Here is a 25,397-nt window from a genome sequence, read left to right on the forward strand (position 1 = left end):
ACCAAGAATCACCGTTCCACCGCACTCCGCTGACCATCGGCGGGCTGGCTGCTACGCGGCGCCCCCGTACGGCTACTAGAGCGCAAGCGTTCTCCGCTGTCGGCCCGCACGCCGTTTGCACAGCGGTGATGTCGGCCACGCCCTGCGCTGGCGCCTTCGCGCCCCCTGTGTGACTGCCAGGGTGATGAAGTGGCAGTTTGAAAGCGGGTCTCGTTTTCCCTATAGGTGCTCTATGGGGATACGTGGACCTACCCATAAACCGTCACTTCATCACTTCCCGTAGGTCATCGGCTTGGTGGATCAGCGAGGGCTAACGCACTTCGTCACGCCTTCTCTGCCGACAACTGGGCTCCTCTGGGTGGCCCGGCTGCCGGTGGGGCCCGCCACGCCCCGCATACGCCGCTGTAGGCACGCGAAAAGCCCCACCCCTCAGGAGTGGAGAGGTGGGGCTGAAAGGGGCTCAGACGCGCTTACGCGGCCTCTGCGAAATCCTCTTGCTGGGCGGGCTGGGCCCATTCGATGGTCAACCGCTCGTGGCCGTCGAAACGGGCGCCCTGGCGCGGGGCCTTGCGGACCGTTATGCGCTCTATGGCAAGGCGGAGGAGGTCACGCTTCTTGGGCAGGTCCGCCGCATCCCATGTGGCCGTGAGGGTCTCGTGTTCCACGCTTTCAAACGGCAACGTGACAGTGCCCCCGTGCGAGTAGTGGTTGACCTCTTCTCGGGCGGCTTCGACAGCCTTGTTCGCATCCCGCAGCAGAGGGCCGAAGTACCGCGCTGCCGCGCCGTCGTAGACGCCCGCCTGACGGTCGTCGAGGAGCCGCTTCAAACCGGCCTCAGCGGTTCGCAGAGCGGCGCGTGCGGCCTGTTCTTCTTCGGTCTCCTCGGGCCTCACACGGGCCGTCCAGCGCTCGGAGACGGCGATCACGATCGGGTCGTCTTCAGCTGCGTTGGTCAGCCGTGCCAACCAGGCGTTGAAGACGAAGTTCTCAATGGCCTCGACCTTGGCAGAGGCGATTGCCTTGCATCCGGTGCCTCCCGTTGCGGCCTGGCACTTGTACGCCTTGCCGCCCATGGACATCGACCGGCCACACCCCTCGCACTGCATCAGGTCCGTAAGCAGGTGCTTGCGCCGGGTATCCCGGGCCCGGTGGGCAAGCGGGATGAGATTGCCGCCCGTCAGCGTCTCTTGCGCCTTGCGCTGCATCTCGGAGGTGACCAGCGCCTTGCCCTTGAGGCGAACCTTCTGGCCCTTGCTATTGCGGTAGGCCTCCGGATGCCCCGGGCGGATCTGAATCACTTGCCACCCGGAGAAGGCAGGGTTCCGGGTCATGCGGTGGACGTACGCGTACCCCCAGGAGCTTCCGCCAGGGGACGGGACGCCCATGCCGTCGAGCCAGCGGCAGACCTCACGCGTAGAGGCGCCGTCCTCCGCAATCCTGCGGAACATCTCCCGCAGAAGTGCGGCGCGGGACCACTCCGTCCGCGTCGCCACATGGCAGATGTACGGTTCTTCGTCCGGCATCAGGACACGGTCGCGGGAGACGACGTATCCGAACGGGGCGCGACCGGCCACCCAAAGCCCAGCGTCGCGCTGTGCTTCCTTGGTGTCCCTGACCCGCTTGGAAAGGTTCTCGCTGCTCTCCCGTGCCTCTTCGGCCCGGTTGATGATCCAACGACGGTCACGCGTCTCGTTCGAGTCGAGCCCGTCCATGTCGAAGATGACGCGCGCCTTGCCGATCACCTTCAGAAGGTCCTCGGCTCCCTTGCGGCTGAACCGGTCGATCGCGTACGCCCACAGCGCCGGAACCTCGCCGTCGGCCAGGGCGCGCAACGCACGGTCGAAGTCGGACCGCTTGACGTCCTTGAAAGCGCTCTGGATGTCCCGCCAGACCTTCCGCACCGCGTACCCGTTGCGGTGCGCCCAGCGGTGCCCCTGCTCGCATTGCGCGTCGGTGCTCTGCTCTCGGCGGTGGTCGTCTTCCCTCAAGCGCTTCGACTTGCGCGTGTAGAGGTCTACAGCGTTCGGCTCGCTCTTCCCGCAGATGGTGCAGACGTGCTCAACAGACATGATCCGGTGCTCCCAGTAGGCGTATCCCCTTTGGGGCGCCTAGAGCGCAACGGTTCCCACATCAGAAAGCCGCAGGTCAGACCCTAGGTCCGCAAGGGGTTACTCCTCCTCGGCGAGGAGTACGCGGATCTGCTGTGTCACACCGACAGGGTAGGCGGCCGGGGCTCCGCCCTGCGCGAGAGCGGGACGTACGCCCGCAGCCGGAAGCCTCCGTGCGGCGCCGGGCCCGTCTCCAGCCGCCCGTCGGCCAGCGCCAGGCGCTCCGTCAGGCCGGTCAGGCCGTTGCCGTACGGGCCGCCGGGGCCGTGCCCGTCGTCGGTGACCGTGAGGCAGAGCTCGTCGTCCCGTTCCGCGACGGTCACCTCGCAGCGGCGGGCCCCGCTGTGCCGCACCACGTTGGTCACCGCCTCCCGCAGCGCCCAGGCCAGGGCGCCCTCCGTGTCGGGCGCGAGGTCCGGGTGGCGGTCGGTCGCCCCGCCGAGGTCGACGGCGATGCCGGCCGCGGCCAGGGCAGTGCGAGCTCCGGCGAGTTCGGCCTCCAGGGTGGGGCGGCGAAATCCGCTCACCGCCTCCCGGACGTCCACCAGGGCCTGCCGGCTGACCTTTTCGATGTCCGCGACCTGTTGCGCGGCCTTCTCGGGGTGCTCGGGGAGCATCCGCCCGGCGAGCTCGCTCTTGAGCGTGATGAGGGAGAGCGAGTGCCCGAGCAGGTCGTGCAGGTCCCGGGCGAGCCGCAGGCGTTCCTCGTTCGCGGCGAGGTGGGCGACGGTCGCCCGTGCCTCGCGCAACTCCCGCATGGTGCGGCCCATCTGCATGACGGCGATCATCGCGGCGCCGCCCAGGAAGGTGGGCAGCACGAGCAGCAGCACCTCGACGGTGGCCGCGTGCTCGATCATGCCGAGCAGGAAGACGGTGAGCGAGACGAACGGGACGGACTTCAGCGACCACTTCAGCGGCAGCATCACGCCGCTGGAGATGGAGACGTACACGAGCAGGACCGTCCACGCCCCGCCCAGCGTCAGTGCCAGCGTCAACGCGAGGACGTACAGCCCGCCGAGGATCGCGATCCGGCTGGGGACGTAGCCCTCGGGCCGCGGGGCGAGGGTGAGGTAGAAGTAGCCGGCCACGAAGGCGGACAGGCCGATCCAGCCGAGCTGGGTGGCGAGTTCCGTGTGCCTTCCGCTCCTCAGGTCGTCCACCGCGTAGTACAGGTACGACATGTAGAGGAGCGTCCAGCAGGCCTTGATCAGCAGGTGGCGCCAGTCCTCCGGCGCCCTGCCGACCCGGGCGAAGGGACTTTCTGCGACCTTCCCCATGGGGTCGTTGTGCTCGTTCATGCTCGCAGTCTCCCCGCCGCCGCCCGGGCCGATAACTGACACCCCGTCAGGACTTGTGCGTGTCCTTGCGGTACAGCCAGGCGGCGGCACCCGCGAAGAGCGCACCGTAGGCGACCATCAGGGCCACGTCCTTCACGTGCGGGGCGTGGCCCTGCTCGATGGCCTGGCCGAGCGCCGCGTAGGCGTGGGTGGGGACCCACTCCGCGATCTTCTGCACCCAGTGCGGGAAGGTCGCGGTCGGCATCCACAGGCCGCCCAGGATCGACAGGACGAAGTACACGATGAACGTGACGGGACGCACGGCGTCACCGGTGACGAGGTAGCCGATCGCCACGCCCAGCGCGGCGAAGACGATGCTGCCCGCCCAGATGACCCCGGTCAGCGCGAACCACTGCCAGACCCCGTCGAAACGCACGTTCTTCACGGCCGCGGCGACGATGAACACGACGACGATCGACGGCAGCGACACGACGGCCGCCGAGGCGACCTTCGCCGTCACATAACCGCGGCCCGGCAGCGCGGTGAGGCGCAGCTGGCGGACCCAGCCCTTCTCGCGCTCCTTGGCTATCCGCTCGCTGTTGCCCACCAGGACGGCGGTGATCGCGCCGAAGGAGGCCATGGAGACCATCATCAGCAGCGGGAGCGTCAGGTGCGTGCCCTTGACGAGCTCCTCGGTGCTCGCGCCGCCCGCGATCACCGTGTAGAGGATCGCCGGGTAGGCGACCGAGAAGAACATGAACCTCTTGTTGCGCAGCGTGCGCGTGATTTCGAGCTTGATCAGGGTGTTCATCGGGATATCCCTCGCGAGACGTGTCCGGGTGCTGCGGCGGAGCGGTTACGGCCGGGGGTCCGGGGGGTGTCCCCCGGGAGACACGTCATCGGGCTGCCTCTTCGGCGGTCGCGGCTTCGGTGATGGCGATGAAGGCCTGCTCCAGGCCGAGACCCGCGACCTCGAGGTTGCGGGGGAAGAAGCCGAGCCCGTAGAGCGCGTGCACGGTGGAGTCGGCGTCGTGGGACTGGATGCGGACGGTACGGCCCGATATCTCCAGGCTGGACAGGAAGGGCAGTTCGCGCAGGGCGGCCTCGTTGATCGGCCCCTCCAGGTCGAAGACGATGCGGCGGGCGCCGGCCTTCGCCTTGATCTCGGCGGCCGAGCCGTCCGCGAGGACCCGGCCGCGGTGCAGCACGATCACGCGGTCGGCGATCGCGTCGGCCTCTTCCAGGTAGTGGGTGGCGAAGAGCACCGCCCGGCCCTCGTTTGCCTGCTCGCGCATCACGGCCCAGAAGGCCTGGCGGGCCGAGACGTCCATGCCCGTCGTCGGCTCGTCGAGCACGATCAGCTCGTTGGCGCCCGCGGTCGCGAGCGCGAAGCGCACGCGCTGCTCCTGGCCGCCGGAGAGCTTGTTGACCATGCGGTCGGCGATCTCCTCGACGCCCGCGTTCTTCATCACGCGGTCGACCGGGTAGGCGCGCGGGTGCAGGTCGCAGGCGAGCTTCACCAGCTCGCGGACCTTCACGTCCTCCATCAGGCCGCCGCTCTGCAGCATCGCGCCGACCTTGCCCTGCGCGATGGCCTGCTGCGGCGTCGTGCCGAAGAGCCGGACCCGGCCCGCGTCGGGATTGCGCAGTCCGAGCAGCAGGTCGAGGGTGGACGACTTGCCCGCGCCGTTGGGGCCGAGCAGGGCGACGGTTTCGCCCGGGTGGAGTTCGAGGTGGAGATCGGCCACGGCCTTGACGCTGCCGTAGGACTTGCTGACGTTGTCGAAACTGACCACGGGGGCGCCGCCGGTGCGGCGCCCGTCCCCCGTGAACGTTGCTGTAGTGGTCATGCCGACCATCATCCCCGGCCGGGAGCTGCACCTGCAGTGTCGGTCGTCGTGAACCCGGGATGACAGATGTCATGGGTGCACGGGACGGGCCCCCGCACCGGTGAAGGTACGAGGGCCCGTGCAGGGGCGGTTTTCGGTCAGCTGCCGTTGACCGCGATCGTGGCGATGCGGTCGGCCGGGGTCTTGCCGCGCAGGGCCTTGCCGAGGGCCCCGGCGACGTCCTGGGGCATGACCGGCTTCTTCGTGCCGTCGCCGCGCTGGATCAGGACGCCGTTGAACGCGCTCCCGTACAGCTCCTTGAGCGCCTCCAGGTCGTAGCTCTCGACGAGCTTGCCGTTGACCTCCTTGACGGAGAGGATCTTCGGCAGCGAACGGTCCGGACCGAACTGGATCTTGTGCGCCGGGTCCGTCTGCACGGTGACCAGACCGGACATCGCGGGCTCCGCGAAGTCCTTCATCATCCGGTCGACCTCGGCGTTGCTCACCTTCGGCTGCTGGCCGGAGCTGGGCAGCGCCACCGGCTTGTCCGCGCCGCCGGCCACGCGGGCCTTGTACGCGTCCGAGATGACCTGCACCGACTTGTCGATGTCCAGGCCCTCGTGCGCCTTGCCGTAGACGGCGACGGCCTTGCCCGGCTCGAACTTGATGGTGCCGTCGCCCGCCGCGCCCGTCTCGCCGGACAGCGCCTTGAGCGCGGAACCGATCTTCTCCTCGTCCGCGATCACGGTGGGCTCGGCCTTGCGGGAGCCGCCGAAGAGCGAGCCGATGACGGTGAGCGGGTTGTAGTCCCGCCCGGACACGGACCGCACGGTGGCCTGGGTGTCGATGGACAGGCCCGCCACGGACGGCTTGAGCTGCGCCGTCTTGCCGCCGACCGTGACCTGGAGCGGGGCGCCGGCCCGGCTGCCCAGGGCGGAGTCGAGCTTCTGCACGGCCGCCTCCTTGGAGGAGCCGCCGATGTCGACGCCGAGCACGGTGGTGCCGTTGGGCACGTCCGCGTGGTCCATCAGCAGGCCGGCGGCGTACGCGACGCCGACCAGGCCGACGATGCCGCCGCCCAGCAGGACGAGCCGCGAGCGGCCGCCGCCCTTCTTCGCGGGCGCGCTCTTCTTCGCCTTGGCCGCGGGCGCGGCCTTCTTGTCCTCGCTCCTGGGCGCGGGCGGCGGCGGGACCTGCGTCTTGGGCTTGGGCACCGACATGCGGGGCGCGCCGCTGTCTATCGGGGGCTTCGGCACCTGCCCGGCCGCCGGGGGCACGGCGGCGGGCACGCCGCTGACCAGCGTCTCGCTGGACGGGGCCGGAACGGTTCCGCCGCCGCCCTTGCCGCCCTTGGGGCCGCGCTTCTTCTTGGAGGGCGGCGCCTGCGGGGTCAGCGGGGCGCCCTCGCCGGGCGTGGCCGCGGGGAACTGCTGCGTGGCACCGGCGCCGGACGGGTTCGCGCCCGCCGCCGGGCCGACGCGCTCCCAGGAGCCCTTGCCGCCGGCCGCGGGGGCGGCGGGCGCGGGCACGGTTCCCGTCGTCGAGGAACCGCCGGGCCAGTCGTCGGTCTGACCGACCGGCTGCTGCCACGGCGTGGTGCCGGTCGTCGACGGATCGCCCGGGAAAGGCATGGTCCCCGTCGTGGACGGGTCACCGGGAACGGGCATGGAACCGGTCGTCGAAGAACCACCCGGCCAGTCATCGGTCTGACCGACCGGCTGCTGCCACGGCGTGGTGCCGGTCGTCGACGGATCGCCCGGGAAAGGCATGGTCCCCGTCGTGGACGGGTCACCGGGAACGGGCATGGAACCGGTCGTCGAAGAACCACCCGGCCAGTCATCGGTCTGACCGACCGGCTGCTGCCACGGCGTCGCACCAGTCGTCGACGGATCGCCCGCCATGGGGGCGGGGCTGCCGCCCGGCGCGGGCCAGTCGTCGACGGCCTGGCCGTTCTGCCACGGCGTCGCACCGGTGGTGGACGGGTCACCGGCCATGGGTGCGGGACCGCCGCCCGTGCCCGTGGCGGCGGAGTCGCCGGCCCACGGCGTGGCACCGGTCGTCGACGGGTCACCGGCCATGGGCGCGGCGCCCATGCCCATGCCCGCACCGGCGGTGCCGTCCGCGGCGGGGCCGCCCACGTACGGGGCGTCGCCCGAGCCCACGGAGCGGCCCGGCGCGCCCTTCTCCCACAGCGAGCCGCTGCTCAGGCCGGCGGGCGGGCCGCCGCGCCACGGGGCCCCCGAGCCGGGGGCGCCGCGCTTCGGCAGCGGGGGCCTGTCGCCCTGTGCCGCCGCCGGGGCGGCCGGCGTCCGGGGCGCGGGCCGCGGCGCGGGAGCGGGGGCCGGAGCAGGCGCGGGCGCAGGGGCGGGGGCGGCGGGGGCGCCGCCCGCGGACCCCTTGCGGGGCGCGAACCAGTCGCTGGTCTTGTCCGCGGCCTTCTCCGCCGCCGGCTCCGCCGCGGGGGCGGCCGGGGCGGGAACGGCCGGGGCGGCCTTGGCTGCGGGCGCGGCGGGCGCGGCGGCCGGGCCCTCGTCCTCGCCGCCCCCGGCGACGGGGGTGCGCATGACGACGGGCGGGATGGGCCGCGAGCCCGGGATGTTGATGCGGATCCGCGTGGTCAGCGTGGTCTCGGTCAGCTTCGGCTCGTCCGGCCCGGCAGCCGCGGCCGCGCCGTCCGTGCCGGGGCCGGAGGCGGTCCCGTACGGCGGCGTGCCCGAGGGGTAGGCGGTGGCTCCGCCGCGACCCTGGGGCGTGGAGGACGAACTGTCAGATTCACGGCTCAAAGCAGGTTCTCCCGGTTACTCTTTGCCGCCCTCGTTGACCTCGCTCGGGGTCACCCATCGCCGGAGGCCAGGGGGAGGCTCGGCGGCGCGCACCACCATACTGGGCACCACGGGCGCGTATTTGACGACCGCCGGATCAGGCCAGGGGCCGGGCGAGCGGCAATCGCACCGTCGTCAGGCAGAAATGGTCACGTCACTTGCCAAGTCGGGCCGCAGGCCCGCCCGGTTGCGGCAGCTTCGGGAGCGTGGCACACATCACAGCCACGATCATCCCGCCCAGCAGGAAAACGTAGGAGCCGATTCCCGCCCCGAACAGGAAGTCGCCTTCCGGCCGGGTGCTCGAGAGCATCAGCACGGCAATGAGCCAGCCGGCGCCGGGTGCGGCCCCGCCGACCCGGGTGCCGGTGGCCGTCAGGCCGCCGTAGCAGAGTCCCGCGATGCCGAGCAGGGCGAGCAGCAACCCTGCGGGGAACCAGCCGCCTTGGACGAGCGACCCGGCGACGCCGACGGCGAATCCGAGGACCGCCAACAGGACATACGCCGCGAGGCGCCCGAAACTGGGCGGAGTGACAAGGCCGTTCATGCGTCCACTCCTGCGAAGAGGTCGTGCTCCCGGCCGTTCTCGACGCCGGGTCTGCCCTTGACGAGCCGGTAGTACTCGCGCGGGAAGAGCGGCTGGCCCAGGTCGTTCGAGAGGGCGAAGAAGGGGCCGTCCACGGCGATCTGCGTGACGTGGGCCCGCATCGCGGCCGCCTTGGCGGGCACGTACGCAGCGGTGTCGATTTCGGCCGAGACCTCCGCATCCGGCAGCACACCGGGCACATCGGACGCGGTGGCGATGCCGGGGAAGACGTTCTCCTTGCCCAGGGCCCGCAGCCGGGCGAAGCCCTCCTCGACGACGGAGAGCGGAAGGCAGTTCCAGTAGACCTTGGCGATCGCATGCGGCTCGCCGAGGTCGCGGCGGAAGCCCGGCTCGGCCGCCAGCCCGGCGGCGCGCATGGCGACGCGGTGGGCCTGGATGTGGTCGGGGTGGCCGTAGCCGCCGTCCGGGTCGTAGGTGACGAGCACTTGCGGCCGCACCTCGCGAATCACCTCAACGAGGGATGCGGCGGCCTCGTCCACGTCGGCCCGCCAGAAGCACCCGGGGTGCTCGTTCTGCACGGAGCCCATCATCCCGGAGTCGCGGTAGCGGCCGGGGCCGCCCAGGAGGCGGTGGTCGGTGACGCCCAGCTCCTCCATCGCGGCGGCGAGTTCGCCCCGCCGGTGGGCGCCGAGGGTGTCGTCCCGGTCCGCGGCGAGGTGCGCCAGGTCCGGCGGGATCACCTCGCCCTCCTCGCCGAGCGTGCAGGTCACCAGGGTGACGTGGGCGCCCTCGGCGGCGTACTTGGCCATGGTCGCGCCGTTGTTGATCGATTCGTCGTCCGGGTGCGCGTGCACCAGGAGTAGCCGGCGGCCGGGAAGGTCGGTCATGGCTCCAGCCTACGAGCAGCGGCGGCCCGCCGGGGAGCGGGCCCGCACGCCACGGGTCACAGCTTGAAGCTGCTGATCATTCCCGTGATGCTCGTCGTCAGCTGGCGGATGGTCGGCCCGAACGAGGAACTCGACAGGTAGAAGCCCAGCAGCATGCAGAGCACGGCGTGGCCGGTCTTCAGTCCGGACTTCTGGACCAGCAGGAAGACGACGATCGCCAATAGCACCACCACGGAGATCGAGAGTGCCAAGGCGGTTCACCTCCAGGTACACGCGGTCGGGTCGGACGAAGGCATGCTCGGGCGGGACACCGTGCGGATGCCGAAGACATACCCACGGTGCGCGAGCGATCATAACTTTCCGTGCCCCCGCATGACTCGGTGCACGGAAGCAAACCCGGGGCGCACGGCGAGTTCTCGCCGTTCCGAACGGGCCCGGTGGTACGGGCCGTAGGCTCGCGCACATGACCGGACTGCCCTCGTTCCCCCGTCAGCACGCCCGCACACAACGCTTCTCCCTCGGTGCGCCACGGTCGTTCTCCGTGTCGCCCGACGGCACACGGGTCGTCTTCCTGCGCTCGCGTTCCGGTACGGACCGGGCGAACGTCCTCTGGGTACTCGATCCGGAGACGGGCCGGGAGTATCCGGCGGCGGATCCCGCCGTCCTGCTGGGCGGTTCCGCCGAGGAACTGTCCGCCGAGGAGCGGGCGCGGCGCGAGCGCACCCGCGAGGGGTCGGCGGGGGTCGTGGGGTACGCGGTGGACGGCGCCGCGGAGTTGGCCGCCTTCACCCTCTCGGGGCGGCTCTTCGTTGCCGAGCTGCGCAGCGGCACCGCCCGCGAACTGGACGTCCCCGGACCGGTGATCGACCCGCGCCCCTCCCCCGACGGCCGCCGGGTGGCCTATGTCTCCGGCGGCGCGCTGCGGGTGGCGGAGGCGGACGGCAGCGGCGACCGGGCGCTGGCGGAGCCGGACGGCCCCGGGGTCGCCTGGGGGCTCGCCGAGTTCATCGCGGCCGAGGAGATGCACCGCTTCCGCGGCTTCTGGTGGTCCCCGGAGGGCGATGCGCTGCTGGCCGCCCGCACCGACGACGGGCCCGTGCGGCGCTGGTGGATCGCCGACCCGGCGAACCCGGACCGCGAGCCCGCCGAGGTCGCCTACCCGGCGGCCGGCACGCCCAACGCCGAGGTGACGCTGTCCCTGCTGCGCCTGGACGGCACCCGGACGGACATCGCGTGGGACCGGGACCGCTATCCCTACCTCGCGCGGGTGCACTGGTCGGCGGCCGGCGCGCCGCTGCTGCTCGTCCAGGCGCGGGACCAGCGCTCCCAGGCGTACCTGACGGTGGACCCGGGCACGGGCGGCACACAGGTGCTGCACACGGAAGAGGATCCGAAGTGGCTTGAACTGTTCGTCGGCGTGCCCGCATGGACCCCGGACGGCGAGCTGGTGCGCATCGCCGACCGGGACGGCGCGCGGGTGCTGCTGGTCGGCGACCGGGCGCTGACCGGGCCGCAGTTGCACGTGCAGTCCGTGCTGGACGTCGCCGACGACGGCGTGCTCGTCACCGCGTCGGCCGGACCGGAGGCGGCGGACGACGAGACGGGCGAGGTGCACGTGTACCGGGTCGACGAGCGGGTCGACGGGCAGGGCGTGGAACGGCTCTCGGCGGAGCCGGGCCGGCACTCGGCCGTGCGGTCGGGGGCGGTGACGGTGCTCGTCTCGGTGTCGATGGAACGCCCGGGGACGCAGGTGCGGGTGCTGTGCGACGGCAAGCAGACCGCCGTCGTGCCCTCGTACGCCGAGGCGCCGGTGCTCGCCACGCGCGCCCGGCTCACCCGTGCGGGCTCCCGCCGCATTCCGTGCGCGGTCGTGCTGCCCTCGGGGTACCGGGACGGCGACGGGCCGCTGCCGGTGCTGATGGACCCGTACGGCGGGCCGCACGGGCCGCGGGTGGCCGCGGCGCACAACGCCCATCTGACCTCGCAGTGGTTCGCCGACCAGGGCTTCGCCGTGGTGGTCGCCGACGGCCGCGGCACCCCGCACACCTCCCCCGCGTGGGAGAAGGCCGTCCACGAGGACTTCGCGGGCGTCACCCTGGACGACCAGGTCGAGGCGCTGCACGCGCTCGCCGGGGAGTACCCGCTGGACCTGACCAGGGTCGCCATCCGCGGCTGGTCGTACGGCGGTTATCTGGCCGCCCTCGCGGTACTGCGCCGCCCCGACGTCTTCCACGCGGGCATCGCGGGCGCCCCGGTCACCGACTGGCGGCTGTACGACACCCACTACACCGAGCGCTATCTGGGGCACCCGGGCGAGCGGCCGGAGGTGTACGCCCGCAACTCCCTCGTCACGGACGACGGGCTGTCCCAAGTGGCGCAGCAGCACCGGCCGTTGATGATCATTCACGGCCTGGCGGACGACAACGTCGTCGCAGCGCACACCCTGCGGCTCTCCTCGGCGCTGCTCGCGGCGGGCCGGCCGCACGAGGTGCTGCCGCTGTCCGGGGTGACGCACATGACCCCGCAGGAACAGGTCGCGGAGAACCTGCTGCTGCTCCAAGTCGACTTCGTCAAACGATCTTTGGGCATGCGGTAGCCGTAGCGCCTTCATATAGCGCCCCGTAAGGGGCGCGGGGAACTGCGCGACAAGCCACGACGCGCCCGCAGTCGACGCACCACCCCGTACGGGGCGCCGGTGCCGCGCAGCGAAGGTCCGCCGGACACGCCCTGAGGAGTGATACCGTCCGCGGCGTGCTTGACCTTGCTGTCAAGCACGCCGCCACCTCGATCTGCACAACCTTCGCTCAAGATGCGGCGGAGCGCCGCGCCTTCCACCGCAGCCCCCTTGACTGCGCCGTAACTCCATTGCCAGAGTCCGCTCAACCCAACGTGTTCGATACGTCACACCGTGATCAACACGCCGGGGACCGAGACGACTTGGCGGGGGATGCACGCGATGACGAGCCCTTCCCGGAGCACCGGCAACAGCGCCCTCGACGACGCGCCGGCCGCAGGCCCGCCGGTGGGCCGCTCGCCCGGGCAGCTGATGTGGCGGCGCTTCAGACGCGACCGCTCTGGCGTGATCTCCGCCTGGATCGTGGTCTTCTTCTTCCTCGTCGCCGTCGCGGCCCCGCTGATCTCCATGGTCTACGGCAAGAACCCGACGGAGACCTACGGGCTCGACGAACCGGGCCTGCTGAACCGGTTCGGCTACCCGATCGCCCCCAACGGGGGCATCTCCGGCCGCTTCTGGTTCGGCCTGGAGCCTACCCTGGGCCGCGACGTGCTGACCCAGCTCGTCTACGGCATCCGCACCTCACTGCTGATCGCCACGGCGGCCACCGCGCTGTGCGTGGTGACGGGCATCCTGGTCGGGGTGACGGCCGGCTACATGGGCGGCCGCACCGACTACTTCCTGGGCCGCTTCATCGACCTGCTGCTCGCCTTCCCCCAGCAGCTGTCGTTCGTCGCTTTCACCCCGATCGTCTACTCCCTCTTCGTCAGCCCCGAGAAGGAGACCCCGACCTACCTCCGGGTCATCACCCTGATCCTGGTCCTGTGGGTGCTGGGCTGGATGGGCCTGGCGCGGCTGCTGCGCGGCCAGGTACTGAGCCTGCGGGAGCGGGAGTTCGTCGAGGCGGCGAAGGTCACCGGGGCCTCGCCCTGGCGCATCATCACCAAGGAGCTGCTGCCCAATCTGTGGACGCCGATCCTGGTGCAGTCGACCCTGATGCTGCCGACGCTGGTGACCGCCGAGGCGGGGCTCTCCTTCATCGGCGTCGGCGTCGTCGAACCCACCCCCGACTGGGGGCGGATGTTCGCCAACGGGGCGAAGTACTACGAGAGCGACGTCACCTACATCTTCTTTCCCGGGCTCGCGATGATCATCTTCGTGGTCGCCTTCAACCTGCTCGGGGACTCCGTCCGGGACGCCTTCGACCCCCGCACCCGACGCTGACCGCCCCGGCGGCCCGAACCGGCACTCTCCACCGTCAACCGACAGGCAGGTGCAGATCGATGAGGACGACAGTCAACCGCAGGGCACTCCGGACGGCCGTGGTGCTGGCCGCCGGCGCCCTGGTGCTCTCCGCGTGCAGCAGCGGGGGCGGCGGAGGCGGCGGGGCGACCGACAGCGCGGGCCCCGGCCAGGACAAGAACGTGGCCGCCAACTACTCCCTCGGCACCGCCGCGGACTCGACCGGCCCCGCCCCGGCACCCTCGGGCGCCAAGAAGGGCGGCACCGTCACCGTCCTCCAGCGCGACGCCTTCCACCACCTGGACCCGGGGCAGATCTACTACGGCGACATGCTGATCAGCCAGCTGCTCTACAACCGCACGCTCACCGGCTACAAGATCGCCCCCGACGGGAAGGTCAAGGTCGTCGGCGACCTCGCCACCGACACCGGCACCTCCTCCGACGGCGGGAAGACCTGGAAGTTCACGCTCAAGGACGGGCTGAAGTGGCAGGACGGCTCGCCGATCACCGCGCAGGACGTGCGCTGGGGCATCGAGCGGCTCTACGCCTCGTTCGAGACCGACGGCCCCCAGTACATCCAGCAGTGGCTCTCCGGTGAGGGCACCAGCTACCGCAAGGCACTGCCGGACGGCCCGTACGACGGCAAGCACCTGCCGTCCTCGGTGCTGGACACCCCGGACGACAAGACCATCGTCTTCCACTTCCTCAAGCCGCACGCAGACGTGTCGTTCGCCACCGCGATGCCCAACGTCGGTCCGGTGAAGGCCGACAAGGACGGGAAGCAGAAGTACGACAACGCGCCCTTCTCGTCCGGCCCTTACCAGGTGGCCGACTACAAGACGGGCAAGTCGCTGACCCTGGTGCGCAACCAGGGCTGGGACCCCAAGACGGACCCGATCCGCACCCAGTACCCCGACAAGTTCGAGATCAGCTTCGGCCACCAGGCCACCGACTCCACCCGGCGGCTGCTGGCCGACCAGGGCCCCGACAAGGCCGGCATGTCGTACACCAACGCCGTCGCGCCCGAGATGGTCGAGCAGGTGCTGAAGGACCCGGGCACCAAGTCGCGCCGCTTCATCGAGATCCAGCCCTACCTCGACGTCATCAACTTCAACATGGACCGGCTCAAGGACATCAAGGTCCGCAAGGCGCTCGCCTACGCCATGCCCAGCGGCCAGATCATCCAGCAGATCGGCGGGGCGACCGCCGGACAGCTGGCCACCAACCTGATCTCCCCCTCCATCGACGGCTACAAGGCCTCCGACCCGTTCGGCAAGAAGGCCAAGCCGAACGGCGACCCGGACAAGGCCAGGGCCCTGCTGAAGGAGGCCGGCAAGGAAGGCCAGGAGATCGTCTACGCCTACGCCAACACCGACGTCCAGCAGAAGGTCTCGGTGGTCGTCACCCAGGCCCTGGAGCGGGCGGGCTTCAAGGTGCAGAAGAAGGAGATCGACGCCAACGTCTGGGACAACTCGATCGCCGAGGTCAAGAACGGCTTCGACATCTTCCGCACCGGCTGGGGCGCGGACTGGCCGGTCGCCTCGACCGTCGTCCCGCCGCTCTACGACGGCCGGGTGATCTCGGACGGCGCCCAGAACTACGCCCACCTCAACGACCCCGCCGTCAACAAGGAGATCGACCGCGTCAACGCGATCCCCGACGTGAAGAAGGCGGCGCCGGAGTGGATGAAGCTCGCCGACAAGATCCTCACCGATGACGTGCCGGCCGTACCCACCTACGCCAACCTCCAGTTCTCGCTGTGGGGTTCGGGGCTCGGCGGCGTCAAGTACCACCCGGTGTACGGCTACCCGGACCCGTCCGGTGTCTTCGTGAAGTAACCGCGGCGGAAGGCCGGGCCGTACGGGCCCGGCCGGCCCCCTCTCCGTCCCGCCCCGCCACGCCCGAACCGTGAGGCAGCGCAGCCATGCTGAGATTCCTCGCCCGCCGGACCGCCGGCGCGCTCGTCATCATCCTGCTGATCAGCGCGATCACGTTCTTCCTCTTCTTCGCGCTGCCCTCCGACCCGGCCCGCATGTCCTGCGGCAAGAACTGCACCGCCGACGCGCTCGCCGTCATCCACAAGAACCTGGGCCTCGACCAGCCGGTGCTCCTCCAGTACTGGCACTACATGACGGGCATCTTCACCGGCCGCGACTTCTCCGTCGGCCACTGCGCGGCCCCCTGCTTCGGCTACTCCTTCTCCAACCAGCAGCCGGTCTGGGGCACCATCGTGGACCGCTTCCCCACCACCCTGTCGCTCACCGTGGGCGGCGCCGTCGTCTTCCTGACCGTCGGCGTCGGCTTCGGCATGATCGCCGCGGCCTTCCAGGGCCGGTGGATCGACAAGTTCTTCAGCTCGCTGTCGCTGGTCGCCAACTCGCTGCAGATCTACTTCGTCGGCATCCTCGCCCTCGCCGTCTTCGTCACCGGCCTGCACTGGGCGGACAACCCCGCCTACTACCCGATCACCGAGAACCCCGGGAAGTGGTTCACCGGGATGCTCATCCCCTGGCTCGTCCTCTCCATCATCTTCGTCGCCAACTACACCCGTATGACCCGCTCCCAGATGGTCGAGCAGCTCTCGGAGGACCACGTCCGCACCGCCCGCGCCAAGGGGCTGGACCGCCGCACGGTCTTCTTCCGCTACGCGTGGCGGGGGGCGCTCGCCCCCATCGTGACCATCTTCGGCATCGACCTCGGCTCCCTGTTCGGGGGCGCCATCATCACCGAGTTCACGTTCAGCCTGCACGGGCTGGGGAGGCTGGCGGTCGACTCCGTCAACCAGACGGATCTGCCGACGCTGATGGCCGTGATGCTGATCAGCTGCACGGCGATCGTCTTGGCGAACATTGTCGTCGACGCCGCCTATGCCTTCATCGATCCGCGGGTGCGGCTCGCGTAATTCCTCAGGCCCCTCAGGGAGTTCACCACCGTGACCGCATTCCTGTCCGTCAAGGATCTCTTCGTCCGCTTCGACACCGAGGACGGCACCGTCAAGGCCGTCGACGGTCTCTCCTTCGACCTGGAGCGCGGCCGCACCCTCGGCATCGTCGGCGAGTCCGGCTCCGGCAAGTCCGTCACCAACCTCGCCGTGCTCGGCCTGCACGACCCGCGGTCCACCGAGATCCGCGGCGAGATCCTGCTGGACGGCCAGGAGTTGACCGGCGCCCCCGAGTCCGTCCTGGAGAAGCTGCGCGGCAACAAGATGGCGATGATCTTCCAGGACTCGCTCACCGCGCTCTCCCCCTACTACACCGTCGGCCGCCAGATCTCCGAGCCCTTCCGCAAGCACACCGGCGCCTCGAAGCGGGACGCGCGGCTGCGGGCGATCGAGATGCTGGAGAAGGTCGGCATCCCCAACGCCGGGCTGCGCGTGGACGACTACCCGCACCAGTTCTCCGGCGGCATGCGGCAGCGCGCCATGATCGCCATGGCGCTGGTCTGCGACCCGGAGCTGCTGATCGCCGACGAGCCGACGACGGCGCTGGACGTCACCGTGCAGGCGCAGATCCTCGACCTCCTGAAGGAGCTCCAGCAGCAGACGGGCGCGGCCATCGTGCTCATCACGCACGACCTCGGCGTGGTCGGGCACACGGTGGACGAGGTGCTGGTGATGTACGCGGGACGGGCGGTGGAGCGCGGCACGGTGGACGAGGTGCTGCGCGCACCCCAACACCCCTACACCTGGGGCCTGCTGGGCTCGATGCCCCGCCTCACCTCGGACGTGACGGAGCCGCTCACCCCGATCCCCGGCACCCCGCCCAGCCTGCTGGCGCCGCCGCCGGGGTGCCCGTTCCATCCGCGGTGCGGCTTCGTCGCCGACGTGGGCGGGAACCGCTGCCGCTCGGAACGCCCGGAGCTGCCCGCGGACCGCGGCTCGGCCTGTCATCTGACGGCAACCCAGAAACGTACGACCTTCATCGAGCGCATCAAGCCCCGGCTGGGCTGAGGAACGAGCGGACGTGGCGGACATGAGCGAGATCCTGGTGGCCGAGGGGCTGACCAAACACTTCCCCATCAGGGGCGGCTTCCCGGTGAAGCGAACGGTGGGCGCCGTCCAGGCAGTCGACGGCATCGATTTGACCGTCCGGTCCGGCGAGGCCTTCGGCCTGGTCGGTGAGTCGGGCTGCGGCAAGTCCACGACGGGCCGGCTGCTGACCCGGCTGCTGGAACCGACCGCCGGACGGATCCGCTACCGGGGCGAGGACATCACCCACGCGAGCCGCAAGGAGCTCGCCCCGATCCGCTCCGAGATCCAGATGATCTTCCAGGACCCGTACTCGTCGCTGAACCCGCGGCAGACGGTCGGAAAGATCGTCTCCGGCCCGATGGAGATCAACGGCATCGCACCGCCGGGTGGCCGGGAGGCCCGTGTCCGCGAACTCCTGGAGACCGTGGGCCTCAACCCCGAGCACTACAACCGCTTCCCGCACGAATTCTCCGGCGGCCAGCGGCAGCGCATCGGGGTGGCACGGGCGCTGGCCCTGGAGCCGAAGCTGATCGTGGCGGACGAGCCGGTGTCCGCGCTGGACGTCTCGATCCAGGCGCAGGTGGTGAACCTGCTGCAGAAGCTCCAGCGGGAACTGGACATCGCGTTCCTCTTCATCGCCCACGACCTGGCCGTGGTCCGGCACTTCTCGCAGCGGGTGGCGGTGATGTACCTGGGCCGGATCGTGGAGGTGGGCGACCGCGACGACATCTACCGGCGCCCACGCCACCCGTACACGCACGCGCTGCTGTCGGCGGTGCCGGAGACGACGGGCGACGGCGCGAGCCGTGAACGCATCCGGCTGGCCGGGGACGTCCCGTCCCCCATCGACCCCCCGTCGGGCTGCCGCTTCCGCACCCGGTGCTGGAAGGCGCGGGACCTGTGCGCGACGGACACCCCGCCGCTGGTCCGTGCGGACGGCTCGCGGGAGGGCCACCTGTCGGCGTGCCACTTCCCGGAACCGCCGACGGTGGACCGGGACACGGAGGTGGTACTGGATCCGGCGTTGAGCTGAGCTGAGCTGAGGTGAGCTCCGGGCTCCGGGGGTCGGGATCCGAGCGCTCTATGCAAGGAATGGTGGGTGGGCTTGACCCCACCCGCCCACCCAAGTCGCGTGCGTAGCACGTGTGTTCACCTTTGGTGAGCGGTTGCAACGAGGTGTTGCGAGCCCCTAGCGTCCGGAGCAGCAACAAAACAACCCCGGAGGGTGCGGGAACACCAACCGGGGTCTGACCATCGAGATCGACAACTAAGGAAAACGACCCCCATGGCTATGGCCAACTCTATCGCACACCCCCTTGCCAAGCCGGGCTACGGAAAGCGCACCGCGCCGGACCAAGCCCCCCGCAACCGGGCCGACTTCGCGCACCTGAAGCCGCGCGAGGCGACGATCGCGGCCTTCATCGACCGCCTGCCGGAAGGCGCGGCGATGGACGCCAAGACGCTGGCGGCACACCTCCCCTCGTACGGCCAAGCGGCGTGCCGCACGGCACTACGACGCCTGTCGGAGGCGGGGCACCTGCGCCGCGTGAAGGAACACCTCAAGGGCGAGGACGGCAGCGCGCATTGGGTGACGCGCACGTACTTCTCCCGCACGCCGAGGGACGACGCGTGGTGGGGTCCGGTGCTGACGGGAGATGTCCCGACACCGCCGAAGCCACCCCGCCCCACTCGCTCAACCGCCTACACAGCCCTGGCCTCGGCAGCACGCACGGACCCCCGCATGACACTCTCCGCGGCGGACTGCGAAGCCCTCGAACCGCTGGCCATGCAGTGGCTGGAACGCGGCGCGGACGAACGGACGATCGTCCGCGCCCTGACGGCAGGCCTCCCACCCGAGGTCCACCACGCGGCCGCCTTCGCCCGCCGCCGCCTCACGGACAAACTCCCACCGGAACCGGAGCCGCTCCCGGCCCCCGCCCCGCTCCGCATCCTGGAATGCACCGTCTGCGCCACCCCGGGCCGCCCGGAGGCCCTGCCGGGCGGGGTGTGCCGGGAGTGCCGGGGCGAGGCCCGTCCCCACGAATCGCACGGCCCCTCGCGCGCCGCGGTCCGCACCCACGTCGAACAGCTTCGGGCCATCAACCGCACACGCAAAAGGAGCAGAGCGTGACGCTGCTTGTCGAAGACTTCGAGGACCTGGCCCGCACGGCGCCGGAAACCGTACGCCTGGAGCTCGTCAACGGAAGGATCGAGGTCAAGCCGGTGCAGGACGGCAATCACAGCGAGATCGTCATGTGGCTGCAAATGACGTGCAGGGATCAGCTCCCGGAGACGCGGCTGTACCAGGGGTGCGGCTTGAAGACTGGCAGCAACGGCACGGACCGCGTACGCCCCGACGGGGTACTCGCTCCTCACCGACACTTCGCCGGGCACGGCGAGTGGTCGGACCCGAAGGGCGTGCTCATGGCCGTCGGCATCACAGCACACAACGCAGAGGCGAACCGCTGCGAACGGGTGGACAAGCGGGACGGATACGCGACGGCAGGCATCCCGGTCTACCTCCTTGTGGACCGCGAGGACAGCTCGGTTGCCGTGTACTCCATGCCGGAAGACGGCAGGTACCGGAGTCTCACGTCGCGGCCGTACGGCACACCCATCGAGATCCCCGAACCGGTGGGCTTCACCCTGGAGACGGAAGAGCTGAAGGGCTCTGCGGACCAGCGCCTGCCCGAGATATCGCGGCAGCGGTGCTGAGGCGGAGCCGAACAAGGCGTTGCCAGCAGGCTTGACGCGTGTTCCGGGCCGTTCAACGGGCGTACTCTGCGGGTGTCGGAGCCCTACCTGTCGAGGGAGCGCACGTCATGGCTGACCTGCCCGCTGAGTTGACGACCGGTGAACGCATTCGCATCCTCCGCGAACGCCGTGGGATGTCTCGGCCGGTACTGGCCGGCCTGGTTGGCCGGTCGTCCGACTGGCTGAAGAAAATCGAGAACGGTGACCGCGAAATCCGGTCGATCACCCACCTTGTCCGCTTGGCAAACGTGCTGCATGTGCCGGACGTAGCAACCCTGACAGGGGGCGAGCTGGGTATCTCTGTCGAAGCAGTCGGCAAGCTTTCCCACAGCGCAGTGCTGGCCATCAGGACAGCCATGCTGGGCGCCTCGTTCAGCACCGTCCCTTCCGTGGGCCCGGTGAGGCCAGAGGCATTGAGGGGCCGTGTGGACAGCGCCTGGCGACTCTGGCACAGCAGCGCCCACCAGCGAACGGAAGTCGGTGCGCTGCTGCCCGACTTGATCTGTGACGCCCACAGGTGCATCAAGGCGCACGAGGGTGATGAGCGCCGAGAGGCTCACGCCGCCGCAAGTGACCTGTATCGACTCGTACAGCGCTTGCTGGCCCATATCTGTGAGCCGGAGCTCTACTGGGTCGCCCTGGACCGCGGCCGGGCACACAGCGAAGAGGCCGACGACCCCATGTCGCTGGCTCTTGCGGCTTGGTCAACAGCAATCGGACAGCGTTCGGCGGGCTTCGCCGAGGAGGCCGTGCAGACCGATGAAGCGGGCATGGCCTTGCTGCGAGACCAGTTGGAGGGCGGTTCCCCTGACGTGCTCGGCATCTACGGCGCGCTGAACCTCCAGGCTGCGATCTCTTGCGGCCTCGACGGCCGCTCCGGTGATGCCGAGCGCTACTTGGCAGAAGCCGACCGTACGGCAGGCCGGTTGCCTGCCGACTACACCCACGCGCAGTCGGCGTTCGACGCTGCGAACGTTGCCGTTCATGGAGTCAGCGTCGGCGTGGGCCTCCTGACTCCGGGCGAGGCCTTGCGGCGTGCCGAGTCCATCCTGCCGGAGAAGATCGCCTCACTCGAACGTCGTTCCCGGCTGCTGCTGGACATTGCCGCTGGACACCAGCAGAAGAAGGAGACAGCAGCGGCTGTCCACTACCTGGGCCATGCGCACCGCGTGAGCCCCGAAGGCGTTCGATACGTACCCATGGCGCGAGGGCTTGCCGCCAAGCTGGCCAAGACGGCATCCGGACCGCTCAAGGCCGAAGCAGCTGCACTCGCCGAGGCTGTCGGCGTGACTGCCGCATAGCGCCGAAGCCACAGGGACGTTCGTCCCATCGCAAGGCAGGGGGACATGGCGTCCCTCTGGCCAACTCTTCGCCCCTCTACGGTCTTTCGCACAGCGACGAAAAGACATAGGGGGCGCACCATGTGCAGCGCCGCGCGGGAACAACTGCCCCGCCGGATCACGAATCAGGGCATCGACGGCAGGCTCCTGGCTCCTCGGGCCGATCGGGAACCGGGCATGTCGCAGGACGGTCTCGACCTGCCGCCCGGCACCATAAGGTTTCCGGATTGCCTGTGCGCACGGCATCGTGCCGGACGGGGCAGGCCGGACTCCTCTGTGCGACTGCGAGCCGGAGGCCGGGCGTGATGATTCCCCCCATGATGGTGGACCTCGGGGGAGCAGCCCTCTGGCTCGTCTCCCGAGAGCGGCGTCCGGACGACGCACGCGAGTCGTGGAGGAGAGGAGTGGCCGCCACGCTTCAGGTCGGCATGCACTTCGATGTCGTCCAAGTGCCCTCCGGAATCGTGGAGAACGGCATGTGCGGCGTCAAGGACCGGGCCGCGATCCAGAACCACTTCCGTGCGGTCGGCATCACCAGCGCCGTCATCCTCTCCCGCACGCGGACCCGGTACTGCCTGCTCGTACCGCCGGACACCGCCCAGGACTGGGCGGAACCCGGGACCCAGTGCATTGGCAGGCACCACCCCACCAACTACCTCGGGGTACCGGCCCCCACACGCCGCGAGCCACCAGGGGCCCACTGGCTCATGCCGGCGCCGGAGGACAACGGCATGCTCTGCGACCCGGCGAACATCCGGCTGCTCGTCGGCAAGGCCGGAAGGCGACAGGGGCAGACGCGGTGAGCAGGCACTGCGCGTGGTGCAAGAAGCCAACGCCCGAGGCCACGGCGGTCGACATCATCGAGAGCGACCACGCCGCCAGAAAGATCTACGCTTGCCCCGACTGCATGACGAGGAACCGGCTCGCGCCACTGCACGGCCACGTACCCGCGAACGGCGTGTCGTGATGAGGTTGCGCGCAGAGCCAATGAAAGCCGCCCTAGCGTACGTCTAACCTGCCAACCATGAGCGATCTGTGTATTGAACAGGCCACTGGCAGTGCTCATGAGCATCCGTACTCAGACGCCCCGCCCGCGTTCCGACAGCGGAAACCCTCACTTTCCGGTGCCGGAAAGTGAGGGTTTCCGCTGTCGGAACGGTCCGTCACCGCTTCGTGGTGCTGTTGAAGCGGGCGCGCGACCACACATAGCCGACCACCGCGATACCCGCGCACCAAGCCAGCGAGATCCAGCCGTTGTTGCCGATCTCCGCGCCGGTGAGCAGGCCGCGCAGGGCTTCCGTCATCGGGGTGAACGGCTGGTACTCGGCGAACCAGCGCAGGCCCGGCGACATCGAGTCGGCCGGCACGAACGCGGAGCCCAGGAACGGCAGGAACTGGATCAGCAGCGGCTTGTTGCTCGCGGACTCGACGGTCTTGGAGATCAGGCCGAGCGCCACCGACAGCCAGGTCACCGCGAAGGCGATGGCCGCGAGGAGGCCGGCCGCGGCCAGCCAGTCCAGCACGGTCGCCCCGGAGCGGAAGCCGACGGCGAGGGCGACGCCCACGACCGGGACCATGCACACCATCGTCTGGATGACGCTGCCGATGACATGGCCCGTCATGAACGACGAACGCGTGATGTTCATGGTGCGGAAGCGGTTGATGATGCCCTCGGTCATGTCGGAGCAGACCGCGATCGAGGTCGACATCGAACCGGCGGCCACGCCCATGATGATGATGCCGGGCGTCAGGTAGTTCACGTACGCGTCCCGGCCGCCGCCGCCCGGGAGCCCGGCGCCGATCGAGCCCCCGAAGGCGTACGCGAACAGCAGCAGCATCAGGATCGGCATCATGGCGCTGCCGAGGCCCACCGAGGGGTAGCGGATCGCGTGCTTGAGGTTTCGCCGCAGCATCGTCATCGAGTCGTGCACGGCGTAGGTGAGGGTGCTCATCGCAGGGTCTCCTTGGCGTGAAGCGGGGCGCCGGCACCGCGGCCGGTCAGGGCGAGGAACACGTCGTCGAGGTCGGGGGTGTGCACGGAGAAGTCGGCGGCCCGGATGCCGGCGGCGTCGAGCCGGTCGAGCAGGGCGCGCAGCGCGTCGATGCCGCCGTCGCCCGCCACGCGCAGGGCGAGGTTCTCGTCGTCCCGGGCCGCGCCTGGGAAGGCGGCCGCCGCGCGCTCGTACTCGGCGGGGTCGGCGAACCGCAGCCGTACGTGGCTGCCGGGGATCTGCGCCTTGAGTTCGTCGGCCGTGCCCTCGGCGACGATCCGGCCGCCGTCGAGCACGGCGATCCGGTCGGCCAACTGGTCGGCCTCCTCCAGGTATTGGGTGGTGAGGAAGACGGTGGTGCCGCCCGCGACCAGCGAGCGCACCGTGTCCCACATCGTGCGGCGGCTGCGGGGGTCGAGCCCGGTCGTGGGCTCGTCCAGGAAGATCACCTGCGGGTCGCCGACCAGCGTCATGGCGATGTCGAGGCGGCGGCGCATGCCGCCGGAGAAGGTCGCGGCCCGGTTCTTCGCCACGTCCGCGATCTCGAACCGCTCCAGCAACTCCCGTGCCCGGGAGCGGCCTTCGCGCTTGCCCAGGCGCAGCAGGTCGGCCATGAGGAGCAGGTTCTCCTCGGCGGTGAGCAGGTCGTCGAGCGCGGCGAACTGCCCGGTGACACCGATCGCGGCGCGCACCCCGTCCGGTGACGTGGCGACGTCGTGGCCCGCGACCTGGGCCTGGCCGCCGTCGGCCGCGATGAGCGTGGACAGGATCTGCACGGTGGTGGTCTTGCCGGCGCCGTTGGGCCCGAGCAGCGCGAAGACCGAGCCGGCCGGGATGCGCAGGTCGATGCCGTCGAGCACGGTCTTGTCGCCGTACGCCTTGCGCAGGCCGATGGCGGAGACGGCGGCGGGCGGCTGCGAACCGTCCCGAATAGACATGGGCATGACAGAAGTGCGCATGAGGTCCTCCTGTTCGAGGGCTGGGGTGGCTTGGCGGTGGCGCCGTGGCGTCAGGGCCGGGCGCGGCGGATGTCGATGTTGCCGTAGCGGGTGCGGGCGCGGATCTTGACGCTGTCCTCGATGTCCCCCGGGGCCTGGGAGGCGGTGAGGGTGTTGTGCACCTGTCCATGGCTGGAGGCGGCGTCGAGCCAGGCGGCGGCGCCCTCGCGGATGCCGATCTCGATGGAGCCGTTGGAGGTCTCCAACTGGACGTCTCCGCGGACGACTTCGGCAAGGCGAAGAGGGCCGTTGGTCGTGGTGCCGGTGACCGACGCCTCGGCGCACGCGACGTCGATGCTGCCGTTGGCGCCGCGCACCTGCAGCTCGCCGGTCACGGCACCGACGGTCGTGTTGCCGTGCGAGTTCTTCAGGACGGCGGGGCCGTCGACGATGCCGACGCGCATGCTGCCGGTGCTGCTGGTGATCTCGGCCATGCCCTCGACCCGGTCCACGGTGATCGAGCCGTGCGGCACGGTCAGCTTCAGCGGCCCGGTGGTGTCGAGGCGGACGTCGCCGGCCGTGGTCTTCACACGGACCTCGCCGAGCCGGCCGTCACCGAGCACATTGACCCCGGCGCCGGTCGTGTCGATGCGCGAGCCCGTGGGCAGTTCCACCGTCACGTCGACGATGCCACCGCGCCCGAGCAGATTGGCCTTGGGCGTGGTGACGGTCAGGATGCCGCTCGCGTAGGCGACCTCGGTCTGATCGGCCGCCCGTACATCCAGGTCTTTCTTCGGGTTGCGGGGCCGCACTTCGACGACGGTGTCGAGACGGTCGTCCGCGGTGAACTGCATGGAACCGGCGTACACGTAGGCGGTGACCGAAATGGATTCGGGAGTGTCGAAAGAAGGCATGGCTGTCCCGTCCTCATGAGTCCTTGCACCGTCCCCGCAGGTGGGAC

At 70.1% G+C, this 25,397-nt stretch carries 21 protein-coding genes; 10 read left to right on the forward strand and 11 right to left on the reverse strand.

From position 1 onward, the window contains the following. Positions 1-470: 470 nt before the first annotated feature. The 8 genes from ACMATS_RS13835 to ACMATS_RS13870 form a co-directional block, all read right to left on the reverse strand. Positions 471-2,069, reverse strand: a complete 1,599-nt coding sequence (locus ACMATS_RS13835; protein WP_414168045.1) for a recombinase family protein — start codon at positions 2,067-2,069, stop codon at positions 471-473. 137 nt (positions 2,070-2,206) lie between these two features. After that, entirely contained in the window at positions 2,207-3,406 is a 1,200-nt protein-coding gene (locus ACMATS_RS13840; RefSeq protein WP_414168046.1) for a sensor histidine kinase, read from the reverse strand. Positions 3,407-3,452: 46 nt separating this feature from the next. Then, a complete protein-coding gene (locus tag ACMATS_RS13845) occupies positions 3,453-4,196 on the reverse strand; it encodes an ABC transporter permease (RefSeq protein ID WP_390776357.1) in 744 nt (247 codons plus the stop codon). An 85-nt stretch (positions 4,197-4,281) separates the two neighbouring features. Further along, positions 4,282-5,235, reverse strand: a complete 954-nt coding sequence (locus ACMATS_RS13850; protein ID WP_414168047.1) for an ABC transporter ATP-binding protein — start codon at positions 5,233-5,235, stop codon at positions 4,282-4,284. Positions 5,236-5,372: 137 nt separating this feature from the next. Further along, complete coding sequence (locus ACMATS_RS13855) at positions 5,373-7,997, reverse strand: hypothetical protein (RefSeq protein ID WP_414168048.1); 2,625 nt, start codon at positions 7,995-7,997, stop codon at positions 5,373-5,375. Positions 7,998-8,190: 193 nt separating this feature from the next. Beyond that, a complete protein-coding gene (locus ACMATS_RS13860; RefSeq protein WP_390776354.1) occupies positions 8,191-8,580 on the reverse strand; it encodes a DUF6113 family protein in 390 nt (129 codons plus the stop codon). Continuing rightward, a complete protein-coding gene (mshB, locus tag ACMATS_RS13865) occupies positions 8,577-9,467 on the reverse strand; it encodes an N-acetyl-1-D-myo-inositol-2-amino-2-deoxy-alpha-D-glucopyranoside deacetylase (protein ID WP_414168049.1) in 891 nt (296 codons plus the stop codon). The genes ACMATS_RS13860 and mshB overlap by 4 nt, the downstream gene beginning before the upstream one ends. A gap of 56 nt (positions 9,468-9,523) precedes the next feature. After that, positions 9,524-9,718, reverse strand: a complete 195-nt coding sequence (locus tag ACMATS_RS13870) for a hypothetical protein (protein WP_171088065.1) — start codon at positions 9,716-9,718, stop codon at positions 9,524-9,526. Between the two features lie 212 nt (positions 9,719-9,930). On the opposite strand from ACMATS_RS13870, the gene ACMATS_RS13875 reads away from it, so the two are divergent. From ACMATS_RS13875 to ACMATS_RS13920, 10 genes are all read left to right on the forward strand, one after another. After that, entirely contained in the window at positions 9,931-12,063 is a 2,133-nt protein-coding gene (locus tag ACMATS_RS13875; RefSeq protein ID WP_414168050.1) for an alpha/beta fold hydrolase, read from the forward strand. A 360-nt stretch (positions 12,064-12,423) separates the two neighbouring features. Beyond that, positions 12,424-13,425: an ABC transporter permease gene (locus ACMATS_RS13880; RefSeq protein ID WP_414168051.1), complete on the forward strand. Its 1,002-nt coding sequence runs from the start codon at positions 12,424-12,426 to the stop codon at positions 13,423-13,425. A gap of 59 nt (positions 13,426-13,484) precedes the next feature. Continuing rightward, positions 13,485-15,281, forward strand: a complete 1,797-nt coding sequence (locus tag ACMATS_RS13885) for an ABC transporter substrate-binding protein (RefSeq protein ID WP_414168052.1) — start codon at positions 13,485-13,487, stop codon at positions 15,279-15,281. 86 nt (positions 15,282-15,367) lie between these two features. Further along, positions 15,368-16,345, forward strand: coding sequence for an ABC transporter permease (locus ACMATS_RS13890; RefSeq protein ID WP_414168053.1), 978 nt, complete (start codon positions 15,368-15,370; stop codon positions 16,343-16,345). Between the two features lie 30 nt (positions 16,346-16,375). After that, complete coding sequence (locus ACMATS_RS13895; protein ID WP_414168054.1) at positions 16,376-17,392, forward strand: ABC transporter ATP-binding protein; 1,017 nt, start codon at positions 16,376-16,378, stop codon at positions 17,390-17,392. 22 nt (positions 17,393-17,414) lie between these two features. Then, positions 17,415-18,446 carry an ABC transporter ATP-binding protein gene (locus tag ACMATS_RS13900; RefSeq protein WP_414170720.1) on the forward strand — a complete coding sequence of 344 codons (1,032 nt, stop codon included), beginning with the start codon at positions 17,415-17,417 and terminating at the stop codon, positions 18,444-18,446. A 252-nt stretch (positions 18,447-18,698) separates the two neighbouring features. Then, entirely contained in the window at positions 18,699-19,544 is an 846-nt protein-coding gene (locus tag ACMATS_RS13905) for a hypothetical protein (protein ID WP_414168055.1), read from the forward strand. Next, on the forward strand, positions 19,541-20,128 hold the full coding sequence (locus tag ACMATS_RS13910; protein WP_414168056.1) for a Uma2 family endonuclease: 588 nt from the start codon (positions 19,541-19,543) through the stop codon (positions 20,126-20,128). The genes ACMATS_RS13905 and ACMATS_RS13910 overlap by 4 nt, the downstream gene beginning before the upstream one ends. A 107-nt stretch (positions 20,129-20,235) precedes the next feature. Next, positions 20,236-21,468: a helix-turn-helix domain-containing protein gene (locus ACMATS_RS13915; RefSeq protein WP_414168057.1), complete on the forward strand. Its 1,233-nt coding sequence runs from the start codon at positions 20,236-20,238 to the stop codon at positions 21,466-21,468. Between the two features lie 341 nt (positions 21,469-21,809). Beyond that, positions 21,810-22,310: a hypothetical protein gene (locus tag ACMATS_RS13920; protein ID WP_414168058.1), complete on the forward strand. Its 501-nt coding sequence runs from the start codon at positions 21,810-21,812 to the stop codon at positions 22,308-22,310. A 360-nt stretch (positions 22,311-22,670) separates the two neighbouring features. Here the strand turns inward: ACMATS_RS13920 and ACMATS_RS13925 are convergent, their stop codons facing one another. The 3 genes from ACMATS_RS13925 to ACMATS_RS13935 all read right to left on the reverse strand — a co-directional run bounded on the left by ACMATS_RS13925 (position 22,671) and on the right by ACMATS_RS13935 (position 25,350). After that, positions 22,671-23,459, reverse strand: a complete 789-nt coding sequence (locus ACMATS_RS13925; RefSeq protein WP_414168059.1) for an ABC transporter permease — start codon at positions 23,457-23,459, stop codon at positions 22,671-22,673. Continuing rightward, positions 23,456-24,442: an ATP-binding cassette domain-containing protein gene (locus tag ACMATS_RS13930; RefSeq protein ID WP_414168060.1), complete on the reverse strand. Its 987-nt coding sequence runs from the start codon at positions 24,440-24,442 to the stop codon at positions 23,456-23,458. The genes ACMATS_RS13925 and ACMATS_RS13930 overlap by 4 nt, the downstream gene beginning before the upstream one ends. A gap of 65 nt (positions 24,443-24,507) precedes the next feature. Further along, positions 24,508-25,350: a DUF4097 family beta strand repeat-containing protein gene (locus ACMATS_RS13935; RefSeq protein ID WP_414168061.1), complete on the reverse strand. Its 843-nt coding sequence runs from the start codon at positions 25,348-25,350 to the stop codon at positions 24,508-24,510. Positions 25,351-25,397 lie beyond the last annotated feature (47 nt).

Source organism: Streptoverticillium reticulum (assembly GCF_047456005.1).
Taxonomy (GTDB): domain Bacteria; phylum Actinomycetota; class Actinomycetes; order Streptomycetales; family Streptomycetaceae; genus Streptomyces; species Streptomyces reticulum.